This window comes from Primorskyibacter flagellatus, from assembly GCF_900176485.1.
In the GTDB taxonomy this organism is placed as follows: domain Bacteria; phylum Pseudomonadota; class Alphaproteobacteria; order Rhodobacterales; family Rhodobacteraceae; genus Primorskyibacter; species Primorskyibacter flagellatus.
This window is the reverse complement of the sequence record NZ_FWYD01000002.1, coordinates 23,613-36,072: the sequence shown is the minus strand read 5'-3', so window position 1 is coordinate 36,072 and position 12,460 is coordinate 23,613. Positions and strand designations below refer to the sequence as shown.

11 protein-coding genes are annotated in these 12,460 nt (G+C 62.4%); 2 read left to right on the top strand and 9 right to left on the bottom strand.

Features of this window, described 5'->3' with window-relative positions:
• Window positions 1-1,929 (bottom strand): extracellular solute-binding protein, encoded by a 1,929-nt coding sequence (locus B8991_RS03050; RefSeq protein ID WP_084350360.1) that lies wholly within the window; start codon window positions 1,927-1,929, stop codon window positions 1-3.
• Window positions 1,930-2,103: 174 nt separating this feature from the next.
• Entirely contained in the window at window positions 2,104-2,625 is a 522-nt protein-coding gene (locus B8991_RS03045; protein WP_084350359.1) for a c-type cytochrome, read from the bottom strand.
• Window positions 2,626-2,744: 119 nt separating this feature from the next.
• Here B8991_RS03045 and B8991_RS03040 point away from each other — a divergent pair, with 119 nt between their 5' ends.
• Entirely contained in the window at window positions 2,745-3,578 is an 834-nt protein-coding gene (locus B8991_RS03040) for a prephenate dehydratase (protein WP_084350358.1), read from the top strand.
• 127 nt (window positions 3,579-3,705) lie between these two features.
• Here B8991_RS03040 and B8991_RS03035 read toward each other — a convergent pair whose 3' ends face one another.
• The 4 genes from B8991_RS03035 to B8991_RS03020 form a co-directional block, all read right to left on the bottom strand.
• Entirely contained in the window at window positions 3,706-4,158 is a 453-nt protein-coding gene (locus tag B8991_RS03035) for a methylated-DNA--[protein]-cysteine S-methyltransferase (protein ID WP_084350357.1), read from the bottom strand.
• A 42-nt stretch (window positions 4,159-4,200) separates the two neighbouring features.
• The gene (locus tag B8991_RS03030) at window positions 4,201-5,037 is read right to left on the bottom strand and encodes an EamA family transporter (RefSeq protein WP_084350356.1); all 837 of its coding nucleotides are present in this window, start codon (window positions 5,035-5,037) and stop codon (window positions 4,201-4,203) included.
• A gap of 34 nt (window positions 5,038-5,071) precedes the next feature.
• Complete coding sequence (gene ileS, locus B8991_RS03025; protein ID WP_084350355.1) at window positions 5,072-8,041, bottom strand: isoleucine--tRNA ligase; 2,970 nt, start codon at window positions 8,039-8,041, stop codon at window positions 5,072-5,074.
• A 195-nt stretch (window positions 8,042-8,236) separates the two neighbouring features.
• Window positions 8,237-8,566 carry a CBU_0592 family membrane protein gene (locus tag B8991_RS03020; RefSeq protein WP_084350354.1) on the bottom strand — a complete coding sequence of 110 codons (330 nt, stop codon included), beginning with the start codon at window positions 8,564-8,566 and terminating at the stop codon, window positions 8,237-8,239.
• Window positions 8,567-8,946: 380 nt separating this feature from the next.
• Between B8991_RS03020 and B8991_RS03015 the strand changes: the two genes are divergently transcribed.
• A complete protein-coding gene (locus B8991_RS03015) occupies window positions 8,947-9,342 on the top strand; it encodes a RodZ family helix-turn-helix domain-containing protein (RefSeq protein ID WP_084350353.1) in 396 nt (131 codons plus the stop codon).
• A 231-nt stretch (window positions 9,343-9,573) separates the two neighbouring features.
• Here the strand turns inward: B8991_RS03015 and B8991_RS03010 are convergent, their stop codons facing one another.
• Genes B8991_RS03010 through B8991_RS03000 form a run of 3 tightly spaced genes read right to left on the bottom strand, consistent with a single transcriptional unit; the run spans window position 9,574 to window position 12,439 of the window.
• Window positions 9,574-10,581, bottom strand: coding sequence for a YcjF family protein (locus B8991_RS03010; protein WP_084350352.1), 1,008 nt, complete (start codon window positions 10,579-10,581; stop codon window positions 9,574-9,576).
• Complete coding sequence (locus B8991_RS03005) at window positions 10,578-11,027, bottom strand: GNAT family N-acetyltransferase (RefSeq protein WP_084350351.1); 450 nt, start codon at window positions 11,025-11,027, stop codon at window positions 10,578-10,580. The genes B8991_RS03010 and B8991_RS03005 overlap by 4 nt, the downstream gene beginning before the upstream one ends.
• Window positions 11,024-12,439 (bottom strand): YcjX family GTP-binding protein, encoded by a 1,416-nt coding sequence (locus B8991_RS03000; protein ID WP_084350350.1) that lies wholly within the window; start codon window positions 12,437-12,439, stop codon window positions 11,024-11,026. The genes B8991_RS03005 and B8991_RS03000 overlap by 4 nt, the downstream gene beginning before the upstream one ends.
• Window positions 12,440-12,460: the final 21 nt, after the last annotated feature.

Sequence of the window (12,460 nt, the reverse complement as noted above, 5' to 3'; positions counted from 1 at the left end):
TTAACGAAGCGCGCCCTTGTCCTTCAGGGCCTGCGCCTTTTCAGCGTCGATCCACCACAGATCAAGGTAGCCCAGATCGTAGGGCGGCAGCGGGTCGGGATGTTCGTACATGTCGAAATAGGCCACCCAGTGTTCGGCGATATAGCCAGTGGGAACAACGAAATACTCAAAGCGCAACGCACGGTCCAGTGCCATCAGGGCCGCGTCCTGATCGGCCTGATTGGTGGTGTCGAACGATGCTTCGATGATCGCATCCACCAGCGGGCTGGCAATGCCTGCCGGGTTGAACAGGCTGAATTCAGCCTCGCGCGAACCGTACATCTGGGACAGACCGCCACCGGTGGAAAGGAAGGCACCGTATTGCGTGGAATAGATCACGTCATAGTCGCGTTCACGCCGCCGCAACGTGTATTGCGCGGGGTCGATCTTTTCATAGCTGGCGTTCACGCCCAGAATTTTAAGGTTCTGGACATAGGTTTCCACCATCGCTTCCAGCGTCGGGTCCATATTCGACGGGATCGGGATGCGCATATCCAGCGTCTTGCCATCCGCGTTTCGGCGCAGGTTATCGTCTGCGATGGACCAGCCCGCGTCTTCCAGGATGGCTGCGGCGCGGCGCAGGTTGCCACGATCATTCAGCCGCCCGGCGTCCGAGCTATGGCTTATCATCGGCTCTTCGTTCATCAATGCGTCCGGCACGACATCGCCAAGCGAGTCCAGAAACGCCTTTTCCGCGCCTTGTGGTGTGGCTTTCGCCTCCAGCGGTGTGCCTTCGACAAAAGAACTGCGCTGGCTGTAAAGCCCGTAACGCAGGGATTCGTTGGCCCATTCGAAGTTGAAGGCCAAGGCCAGCGCCTTGCGCACGTCCTTGTCGGCAAATTGCGGCTTGGCGAGGTTGAAGACAAAACCTGCGGCATCGGGTGGGCTTCCGTCGGGCAGGGCTTCCTTCACCACCGTACCGTTTTGCACGCGCGGGAAGTTATATCCGGTGGCCCATTGTTTGGGGTCGCCTTCGTTCTTGAACGTGTACTCGCCGGCCTTGAACGCTTCGAACGCGGCAGTGCTGTCCGCGAAATACTCGATCCGGATGGTGTCGTAATTGTGCCGCCCCTTGTTGAACGGCAAATCCTTGCCCCAATAATCCGGGTTACGCTTGTAGACGATGCGGCGGTTCACCTCGTAGCTGTCAAGGATGTAGGGGCCGGACCCGATGGCGACCTCCAGCCGGGGTTCGTCGAGCCGACGTTTCGGATCCGCCTCGAACCACGCCTTGGAAAAGGCCGGCGTGTTGCCCACGGTTTCGATCAGGCTGCGGCGGGTGATGCCTTCGGCGAAGGTGAATTTGACGGTGTGTTCGTCCAGCGCCTCGGCACCCGTGACCATGCGGCCGACGGCCTGCGCGTAAGACGGCAGGCCCTGCTCGATGAACAGGCGGTGGCTATAGACGACATCCTCGGCCGTGACGGGGCTGCCGTCAGAGAAAACCGCTTCGGGGCGAAGATTGAAGATGACGTAATTCTTGCCCTCGTCATATTCGAGGCTTTCGCAAAGGACGCAGTAATATTGCCCGACGCTGTCAGCGGTGGATTCGATCAACTGGTCATATTGAATTGCTGTCAGCGCGCCCGCGCGTCCCTTCCGGGAATAGGGGTTGAGGCTGTCAAACGTTCCGGTGGCACCCAGCGACAGTTCCCCACCTTTTGGGGCGTCGGGATTGGCATAGGGCAGATGATCGTAATCCGCCGGATAATCCAGATTGCCGAAATAGGAATAGCCATGCGCGCGCGTTATGCCTGCGTCGTCAGCCTGAGCCTGCACCTGTCCGGCGCAGAGGGCAATCCCTGCCGCCATCAGCCCGGCAGCGATGGCATGTTGGACCGACATCCCCTTGGAAATGCGGCTTTGCGCCTGCGCAGTCGTCCTGATCATCGGTTCACCTCCGGTTATGCAGTCAGCCCTTTGGACATTGGTCACAAGCTAAGGGGCGTGTCCAACCACATTCAAGTTGAGATTGCGTGATCGGCGGGCAAATTGCCGCCGCAGAAAAGAAAAGGGCCGCTGTCCGGATGGACAACGGCCCTGTGCGCGGGGGTTCTGTGCAGCTTAGCCGCCGAGCGTATCGAGATACGCAATCAGGTCGGCGCGATCTTCGGGCTTCTTGAGGCCGGCAAAGCTCATCTTGGTGCCGGGCGCATAGCCTTTGGGGTTTTCGAGGAAACCGTTGAGATGCTCCGGCGTCCAGACATCTGCGACCTTCTCCAGCGCGCCGGAATAGGCAAAGCCATCGACGCTGTCGACCTCGCGGCCGACAACCTGGTACAGTGTTGGGCCAGTGCCGTTCGCGTCAGGTTCCACCTTGTGGCAGGCGCGGCACTTGCTGAACACTTTCGCGCCTTTTTCCGGGTCTGCCGCTTCGAGCAGGGCTGCAAAGTCCACCTCTTCTGCGGGTTCTTCTGAGGTGCTGTCGCCACCGGTTTCGATGGCATAGCCCATCGCGTGCTCCTCACCGTGTCCGCCTGCGCCGACATGGTACAGCGATTCCGCAGCCCATTTGCCGACAAGGAATATCAGCAGGGCCCCGCAGAAAGCGCCGAGTATCTTGGTGAGTGTCATCGTATCCAGCATCGCTCGCCTGTCCGTATGAATAGGGTTTCGGCGCGTATCTACGGCTTCCCCTTCGCTGTGGCAAGGTGTAGAAGCCGCGACCAAACGCCCGAGAGGGATTAAACCTCAGGATTTTCGAGATGACCAGACGCATTGCCTTCCAGGGGGAACCTGGTGCCTATTCCCACGAGGCCTGTCGCCAGGCACGCCCGGAGATGGAGGCGCTGGCCTGTCGCACCTTCGAGGACGCGATCGAGGCGGTGCGTGGCGGCGATGCGGCTCTAGCGATGCTGCCGGTGGAAAATTCCACCTATGGACGGGTCGCGGACATACACTCGCTGCTGCCTGGATCTGGTCTGCACATCATCGACGAGACCTTCGTGCGGGTGCATATCAACTTGCTGGCCGTCCCCGGAACGCAGCTGAGTGCGGTCGAAAGCGCGATGAGCCATACGGTGCTTCTGGGACAATGTCATAAGTTCTTGCGCGAGCACGGCATTCACCGGGTCACCGGCGCGGATACCGCAGGATCGGCCAAACATGTGGCCGAGGTGGGCGACGCGAAGATGGGGGCGCTGGCCTCGGAATTGGCGGGCGAGATTTACGGGCTGGAAGTTCTGGCGCGCCATATCGAGGATGAGGGCAACAACACGACGCGTTTCCTGATCATGGCGCCCGAGCCGGATATGACGCCGCGCGGCGCGCATGGCATGATGACGTCTTTCGTGTTCCAGGTCCGCAACATTCCGGCGGCGCTGTACAAGGCGATGGGCGGGTTTGCGACCAATGGCGTCAACATGACCAAGCTGGAAAGCTACATGGTGGGCGGGTCTTTCACGGCGACGCAGTTTTATGCCGATATCGAAGGGCATCCCGACGATCCGGCAGTGGCGCGGGCATTGGACGAATTGGGTTATTTCACCAGTTATCTGGAAATTCTGGGCGTTTACCCACGCGATTCGCGGCGCGACTGACAGCGGCTGTTCCTTAACGGAGCGGCCTTGCGGCCGCACGGGATGTCTCGCCTCCCGCCTGTCGGGCGGGACGCTCGGCGCGCGTTGCGAGGCGACGTGCAAGTCTGACGTTTTCGCGGTGGATGGTTCAGATCAGCAGGCTGGCCGCGCCTTCGTGTTTCAGCAACCAGACTTTGGTTTCAATGCCATGGCGACCGGAAAAGCCGCCGAGATTGGTCGCTGCGAGGACGCGGTGGCAGGGGATGATCAGCGGGATCGGGTTGCCGCCGCAGGCCTGACCGATTGCTTGTGCGGGAACGCCGAGGGATTTGGCGAGGTCGCCATAGGTGCGGGTCTCGCCGAAGCGGATGGTCAGCATAGCGTTACATGTCTGTTGTTGCAGGCGTGATCCGCCGGGGTTGAGTGGCAGATCGAAACTTGTCAACTGTCCGTCGAAATAGGCGGTAACCTGTGCGGCGGCGCGTTGCAGCAAAGGTGTTTGATCTGTACCGCCGCTGCCCCATTCGCTGCGGGTGACCCGGCCGAGCTCTTCGGTGATGGTGAAGGGGCCGGTGGGCGTGGGGACAGTCAGACTGGGCATTTGCGTAAAGTGGCGTCGGGCGTGCTCTTTGGCAAGAACGGTTCAAAGCCGGGTCAGAACGACGCCCGCGATGATCAGCGTGGCGGCAAGCGCCTTGGTGCGGTCAATCCGGTCGCCCATGAAGAGCCAGCCCAGAAGCACGGCGAAGAGGATAGAGGTTTCGCGCAGGGCGGTCACCAGCGCGATGGGGGCTTGGGTCATGGCCCAGACGGCGATGGCATAGGCTGCGTAGGATCCGGCGGCGGCGAGACTGCCCAGCACCCAGTCCTGTTTGCGGGCCTGAAGGACTGCGCGCCCGCGTAGCGCGATGCAGATGGGTGTGAAAAACGCAGCGTCCAGAATGAAAAGCCACGCGACATACATTGCCGGATTTTCCGAGATCCGCGCGCCCAAGCCGTCCACCAGAGAATAGCCAGCCGTCATCAGCGCCGACCCCAAGGCCAGTGGCACAAGGCGGTGGCTTTCGCCGCTGGTAAAGACGCCGCGGGCCATCATCAGGATACCGCAGCCCAGAACGGCGATTGCCAGATATTCCAGCGGCAGGATGATGTCGGCGAGCAGGGCGGCAGAGATCAGCGTTACGACCAGCGGTGCCGCGCCCCGGGCGATGGGGTAGACGCGGCTGAGATCGCCCTGTTCGTAGGCATAGGCCAGGAACAGCTTGTAGCCGGAATGGAAGACGCCGGAGGCCAGCAACCAGAGCCAGACTTCGGACGAGGGCAGCGGGTGAGCCAGCGCCACGATACCGCCCATGCCCATCTGCACAAGCGTGAGGATCAGCATCGAGGTCATTTTGGACGCGCCGAGTTTGATCAGCGCGTTCCAGCCCGCATGAAGCAGGGCGGCGGCGAGGACCGCGAGGAAAACCGTCAGGCTCATCGCGGTCCGCCTTTCATATCACCGCGTCGGTGGGTCAGCCGAGGGCAGCGTCACAGCGCGCGCAGGTGCCCGGATGCTTGTGGGTGCCGACATCGGGCAGGATCTTCCAGCAGCGCTGGCATTTAGCGCCCTCGGCTTTCTCGAACACCACGCCCACGCCGTCGATTTCCGGCAGGCGGAAGGATTCGCCGGGCTGTGGATCGCCGGTCAGGGAGATCGCTGAGGTGATGCAGATATCGTCGAAGTTGACGGATTTCAGCGCGGCCAGCATGTCCTTGTCGCGCACATGCACGACCGGGGCTGCCTCCAGCGACGCGCCGATCACCTTGTCGGTACGCTGCACTTCAAGTGCGGCTGTCACGGCCCGGCGCGCCTGACGCACGCTGGTCCATTTGGCGGCAAGCGGTTCGTCCAGCCAATCGGCGGGCGTTTCCGGGAAATCGGTCAGGTGGACAGAGCTTTCTTCGCCGCCGAAACGTTCCAGCCAGACTTCCTCCATCGTGAAGACGAGAACCGGGGCCAGCCAGGTGGTCAGCCGGTGGAAGAGAATATCCAGCACCGTGCGCGCGGCGCGGCGGCGGTCCGTGTCGCCGTCGCAATACAGCACGTCCTTGCGGATATCGAAGTAGAAGGACGACAGATCCACCGTGGCGAAGTTGAACAGCGCCTGAAACACACCCTGAAAATCAAACTCGGCATAGCCCTTGCGGACGCGGTGATCGAGTTCGGCCAGACGGTGCAGCACCCAGCGTTCCAGTTCGGGCATATCGGCGGGTGCAACCCGGTCGGATTCCTCGAAATGCGACAGCGCGCCCAGCATGAACCGCATGGTGTTGCGCAGGCGGCGATAGCTGTCGGCAGTGCCTTTCAGGATTTCCGGCCCGATGCGCTGATCGGCGGTATAGTCGGCCTGTGCCACCCAGAGCCGCAGAATATCGGCACCGTATTGCTTGACCACATCATCAGGCGCGATGGTGTTGCCCAGCGATTTGGACATCTTGTTGCCTTTGCCGTCCAGCGTGAAGCCGTGCGTGACAACGTTGCGATAGGGCGCACGGCCAATGGTGCCGCAGGCTTGCAGCATGGAAGAATGGAACCAGCCGCGATGCTGGTCGGTGCCTTCCATGTAGACATCGGCGATACCATCTTCGGTGCCGTCCTCGCGGTCGCGCAACACGAATGCGTGGGTGGAGCCGGAATCGAACCACACGTCGAGAATGTCGAAGACCTGATCCCACTCATCGGCGTTGTAATCGGTGCCGAGGAAGCGTTCCTTCGCGCCGGGCTTGTACCAGGCGTCTGCGCCTTCCGCCTCGAAGGCCTCAAGCACGCGGGCGTTGACCGCCTCATCGCGCAGAAGAAAGCCCTCATCCGTGGGCAGCGTGCCCTTGCGGGTGAAGCATGTCAGCGGCACACCCCAGGCGCGCTGGCGCGACAGAACCCAATCGGGGCGAACCTCGATCATTGAAAACAGACGGTTGCGGCCGGTTTGCGGCGTCCATTTCACCAGCTCGTCGATGGAGGTCAGCGCCCGTTCGCGGATTGTCTTGCCATAGGTGTCCTGCCCGTCGCCGACCTCGCGGTCGATGGCGGCGAACCATTGCGGCGTGTTGCGGAAGATCACCGGCGCCTTGGACCGCCAGCTATGCGGATAGCTGTGGGTCACACGGCCACGGGCGATCAGCCCGCCAACCTCGACCAGCTTGGCGATCACGGTGGGGTTGGCCTTGCCCTCTTTGCCCTTGCGGTCGAACACCTGAAGGCCCGCGAAGAACGGCACATGCGGCAGGAATTCGGATTCCTCGCCCACGTTATGGGTCATCCGGTCCAGCCAGTTGCGCTTCATAAAGCATTCAAAGTCATCCGCGCCGTGGCTGGGGGCGGTGTGAACAAAGCCGGTGCCAGCCTCGTCGGTCACATGATCGCCGTCGATCATCGGCACAGGGTAGTCCCAGAAGCCATCCGCGCCATCCGCGCCTGCGAATGGATGCGCCAGCGTCAGAGTGGACAGTTCTTCAGCCGAGACATCGCGCAGGCGGCGATACATCGTGTCGTCCAGCCGAGCGGAGCTCAAAACGTCCCCGGCCAGCGTATCTGCCAGCAGATAACGGTCGCCGATCCTGCACCAGCATTCCTCGGGTCGGCCAGTGACTTCGTACAGGCCGTAGTTGATCCTGGGGTTATAGGCGACGGCCTTGTTGGACGGGATCGTCCAGGGCGTTGTTGTCCAGATCACCACTTTGGCCGACAGCAGATCCTTCGCCGCCAGCGCGGCATCAGCGCCGGCATAGTCGTCATCCTCGCCTTCGGGCATGGTGAAATCACCGCCCGAGACCACCTTGAATGGTACCCAGATCGTGTGGCTTTTGTGGTCGTGATACTCGATCTCGGCCTCGGCAAGTGCTGTCTTTTCGACCGGCGACCACATCACGGGCTTGGAACCCTGATACAGCGTTCCGTTCATCAGGAACTTCTGGAAGTCCTCGGCGATGATACGCTCGGCGCGGAAATCCATCGTCAGGTAGGGGCGTTCCCACTTGCCGGTGATGCCCAAGCGCTTGAACTCGTCGCGCTGCACGTCGATCCAGCCCTCGGCAAAGCGGCGGCATTCCTGACGGAAATCGACGACATCGACCTCGTCCTTGTTCTTGCCCTTGGCGCGATACTGTTCCTCGATCTTCCACTCGATCGGCAGGCCGTGGCAGTCCCAGCCGGGGATATAGCGTGCGTCGCGGCCCATCATCTGGTGACTGCGCACGATCATGTCCTTGATCGTCTTGTTCAGCGCGTGACCGATATGCAGATGACCGTTGGCGTAGGGGGGGCCGTCATGCAGGGTAAAGGGCGTGCGGCCTTCGGCGTTGTCGCGCAGGCGGTCATAGATGCCGATCTTTTCCCAGCGGGCCAGCCATTCAGGCTCGCGTTTGGGCAGTCCCGCGCGCATCGGGAAATCGGTTTTCGGCAGGTTCAGCGTTGCTTTATAGTCGGGCGTCTCGGCGCACATCTGGGGCGTCCTTGAAAGTCGTGTGAATTGTCAGGGTGTCAGGGGCGGCGCGGCGGTGCATACGCCTTGTCCCGGCGGCTCGCGTGTCAGAGCGCCGGGCATATAATTCGAATGATGATCGCGAGGCCATGCGTCATGCGGCAGCTTATAGGCGCGCGTTGCGCGGGCGTCCAGTGGCCGTGTCGCCTGACTGGATCAGGCGATGACGACAGCCTGACCCGCCCGGACCGAGGGGGCGGCAGGGTTGCGCAGCATGATCGCGCGTCGCAGCCGGATCAGGATCGCGGCAGAGCCCATGCAAATCATGAAGCCCTGCGTCAGCGCCGCGGCCAGGTTGAAGTCCTGTGACAGCCCGATCAGCACCAGCACGGCGGCAATGGTGTTGATGACGAAATAGCGGGCACCTTCAGCGGTCAGAACATGCGTGGATAGCAGGAAATAATTCGTCACATAGAGGCAAAAGCCAAAAAGACCCAGAACCCGGCAAATTTGCTCGGATGTGACGGGTGCCGGAAAATCGGACATCAGATGGCTCCATGACAATGCAACTTGTTGAAAAACACGACGCTAATGCAGGCCACGCCTTGAAAGTATCATGCCTTAACGTCTGACATCGCGACAGTCCGGGATACCTGACCTGCATGTGCCTGCGAGTCTCTTGGCGCAACTGGCGGAAAACAGCGCGCGGCAACGGGGGTTGCGGCAATGTCCCGCCGGTTCCAGCGCCTGCGACTGACGCGGCAAGAGTTGGCGCATGGATCGCCGCATTTTCGGCAGGGTCTGGCCGATCCGCGACGATTGAAAAACGGCATCGAACCAATCGGCCACCTGCGCGCTTTGCTTACAAGCGGTCGGACTTTCATGGGAACGCCTCATTCGACCGCATCAAATGAAGGAGAACCCAGATGGCCTATAAAGAGACAGACACTCACCTGCGCGAACCGCGCGAAATCCGCACGACCCGGTCCGGCGGCAATGTCGTGATCGGCCTTGCCATCGCAGTTGTGGTGATCATTGCCGTGCTGGTCGGTGCCTCGTTGATGAGCAATTCGCCTGAGCCCGCGCCTGTGCTGACAGATCCGCCCGCGCCCGCAAGCACCCCGATGATCGAGAGCGGCGCTGACGCGACTGCACCGGCGGCAAACGGCAATGGTGAGGCCGCAGCGCCCGTGACGGAGACCGGCAATACCCAAGCCACGACAAACGGTGCCGAGGCAGGGGGATCAGCGACGACAACCGACGGCGCGACCCCGGCTGACAATGGCGTCGCTGCCGAGGAACAACCCGCACCTGCCGAGTAATTCGGTTGCCAATGGCGATTCTGTCAAAACGCAGCGGTTGCCATTTGAGAATTGCCCGTAAAGATCCAGCGGGGTGCATTCGAGTGATGCACCCCGCGCTTGCTGTTTGCTGTCGGCGGAACATTCAGAACCGGCTGCTGATCGGTGCCCCGCTTGGATGCCCAGTCAGGATCCGCCACCTTATGCGGTGCGGTACACGGTCCAACCCTGCCATGTCTGCGGATGGCAGCGTCAGTCCTTATCTTGCCTGAACAACCCGGTCAGCGCGGATTTGACCATGCTGCGCACCGGCGGGCGTGGTTCGCGGGTGAAGGGCAGGGGGCGGCAGACCTCCATCGCGGCGGCACCGACACGCGCGGTCAGCGCGCCGTTGATAAGGCCCTCGCCAAAACGCCGCGAAAGCTTTGCTAGGATGCCGCCGCCCAGCACCGGTTCCAGCATGTCGTCGCCCACAGCTACCGCACCGGTGGCCACCAGATGCGCCATCACGGCGCGGGTCAGCCGCCAGCTGCCCAAAGTGCCCGCGCGGCCGCCATAAATCTCGGCAATGCGCCGGATCATCCGGATATTGGCTGTCAGCGCCGAGGCGACATCCGCCAGCGCCAGCGGCACCAGCGCGGTGACGGTGGCCACCTGACGGGCCGCGGCCTCTACCTCGGTCCGGGCGGCGCGATCCAGCGGGCGTAGCAGTTCTGCCTCTGCCAGACCCAGCAGGCCGCTTGCGTCAAACTGTTCGCCCCCCAGTTCCTCGACACGCTGTCGACCCCAGCTGGTATCCTCGCGGCCCGCGTAAAGCGCCGTCAATTCCTTGATGACGATGCGGGCACCGGCAAGATCATCCTCTGCCAATGCCTGCGCCGCGCGCCGGTGTAGCTTGTCGATCCGGGCCAGCCGCGAAAAAACCGCCAGTTCCTTGACCGCGATGGCCAGCAGTACCAGCACGAACAATCCGAACAGCACTGTCACCGCCCATCCGAGCAGCGGCACCTGCGCAATAAGGCCAGCGGCAAAGTTCCACGCCGCCACCGAAACCACGGTGCCAATGACCGCCATCAACAGCGCCCAGAACCATCGTGACAACGCAGAGGAGCGCCGACCTGCAAGTGCGGCGACCGTCGCCATCGCCTGACCGCGCGGGCCGGGTTCGCCAGTGTCGGGCACCGGCGGGGCTTCGGCGGGCGACGGCCCGCTGCCTTTGCCATCAAGATCGATCAGTACAGGGCCATCCCGGTCACTCATGTCTTGCCCTTTCGCGCCCAGATATACCTGATGTCAGGCAGCTTTTCTTCATTCGAATGGCCGTCGGTTCGGCTGTCCTCGGTGAAACCTTCGCGAAGGTAGAATCGCTGCGCCGCGATATTGTGCTGGAACGTCCAGAGTTTCAGCCTGTTGCGGCCGATCTTGGCGTCATCCAACAACATGCGCCCGACCCCGGATCCGCGTGCCTGCGCGCTGACGTAAAGCGCGTGGACATAATCCTCCTGCCGGGCAATGAACCCCAACAGCAACCGGTCCTCACAGGCGACAGTCACCCATCCGCAGTCGATCATCTTGGCGCAATAGCTGATATCCTCGGCCGCTGAATGCAGGTGCGGCTTCCAGGCGTTGGCGGCGTTGCCATCGCTCATCAACCCACCGATCTTGCCGGCATCCAGCGATCGGGCCGGGCGCAGGATGATCGTCATAGCCGGTCCCCGAACAGGAATTGCGCAGCCTTGTCCAACCGGATATGCGGCGGGCCGATCCCGGGTTTCAACGTCAGCGGCGCGGGGGCGAAGCGCATGATCTGGTAATCCTGATCCAGCCACGCATCGGCGCCTTGTCGGGCGGGCCCCAGCAGATGACCGGGATCGTCGGGCAGGGCACCGGGGTAGAACGCCGCCTCTTTTCCGCTGTCGAGCAACCGCCCACGCACGCAATTCAGCGTCCGCCCGTCATGCTGGATCGTTTCCTCGACCGTGGCGCGCAGCGCTGCCAGCGACATGGCAGAGGTTTCCGCCCCGGCAAAGCGCGCACGGTCGCGGGCCTCGCGCGTCAAAGCCTCCATGATCGCGGTCAGGCGGGCATGTTGGGTGTGATGCAGGTGATCGGCCTTGGTGGCGGCGAACAGGATCTTCTCTACCCGTTTGCCACGGAAAATCTGCGTCAGAAAGGCGTTCCGTCCGGGCCGGAAAGAAGACAGGATATCTGCCATCGCCAACCGCATGTCCTCGACCGCTGCCGGGCCCTGATGGATCGCGCCAAGCGCATCGACCAGCACCACCTGTCGGTCGATGCGGGCAAAGTGATCGCGAAAGAAGGGGCGCACAACACGCGCCTTATAGGCCTCGTAGCGCCGCTCCATCTCGCGCCAAAGCGACTTGCGCGGCGCTCCGCCCGGATCGGGCAGCGGTGCAAAGGTCAATACCGGAGACCCCGCCAGATCGCCCGGCAGCAGGAACCGTCCCGGCGTGCAATCCGAATAGCCATCCTGCCGGGCTTGGGTCAGATAGGTGGTAAAACTGCGCGCAAGCGCCTGCGCATCGGTTTCGCGCAACTCCGCGGCAGGGTCGATTCCGCCGGAAACGGCCATGAACTCCGCCGCCTGTGCGCGTTTGGTGATCCGGTCCAATGTCTCGCGCGACCAGTCGGCATAGGATTTCTCCATCAACCCCAGATCCAACAGCCACTCACCGGGATAATCCACGATGTCCAGATGCACCGTCCGTGGCCCCTGCAATCCCGCCAGCAGCCCGGTGGGTTGCACCCGCAAGGACAGACGCAGTTCCGAGATCATGCGCGTACTGTCCGGCCAATGCGGTTCACGCGCCGTCAAGGCGGCCAGGTGGGTCTCGTATTCGAAACGCGGCAGGGTGTCGTTGGGCTGCGGCTGCAAATAGGCGGTGGCGATGCGCCCGTCAGCCGCCGCCAACAGCTGCGGCATCCGGCCCCGGTCCAGCAGGTTCGCGACCAGCGACGTGATGAAAACGGTCTTGCCCGCCCGCGCAAGGCCGGTGACGCCCAGCCGGATCACCGGTTCCGAAAACGGGCTGGTCAACGTGCCCGCCAGATTCTCGACCCCACGCGTCAAACCGTCTGCCAGCGTCGAGATTGCCACAAGCCTGCCCCTTCTTACCCT

Bases quoted from the DNA above. Each gene is read 5' to 3' on its own strand.
- B8991_RS03050 (WP_084350360.1), bottom strand. From the start codon at position 1,929: ATGATCAGGACGACTGCGCAGGCGCAAAGCCGCATTTCCAAGGGGATG.
- B8991_RS03045 (WP_084350359.1), bottom strand. From the start codon at position 2,625: ATGCTGGATACGATGACACTCACCAAGATACTCGGCGCTTTCTGCGGG.
- B8991_RS03040 (WP_084350358.1), top strand. From the start codon at position 2,745: ATGACCAGACGCATTGCCTTCCAGGGGGAACCTGGTGCCTATTCCCAC.
- B8991_RS03035 (WP_084350357.1), bottom strand. From the start codon at position 4,158: ATGCCCAGTCTGACTGTCCCCACGCCCACCGGCCCCTTCACCATCACC.
- B8991_RS03030 (WP_084350356.1), bottom strand. From the start codon at position 5,037: ATGAGCCTGACGGTTTTCCTCGCGGTCCTCGCCGCCGCCCTGCTTCAT.
- ileS (WP_084350355.1), bottom strand. From the start codon at position 8,041: ATGTGCGCCGAGACGCCCGACTATAAAGCAACGCTGAACCTGCCGAAA.
- B8991_RS03020 (WP_084350354.1), bottom strand. From the start codon at position 8,566: ATGTCCGATTTTCCGGCACCCGTCACATCCGAGCAAATTTGCCGGGTT.
- B8991_RS03015 (WP_084350353.1), top strand. From the start codon at position 8,947: ATGGCCTATAAAGAGACAGACACTCACCTGCGCGAACCGCGCGAAATC.
- B8991_RS03010 (WP_084350352.1), bottom strand. From the start codon at position 10,581: ATGAGTGACCGGGATGGCCCTGTACTGATCGATCTTGATGGCAAAGGC.
- B8991_RS03005 (WP_084350351.1), bottom strand. From the start codon at position 11,027: ATGACGATCATCCTGCGCCCGGCCCGATCGCTGGATGCCGGCAAGATC.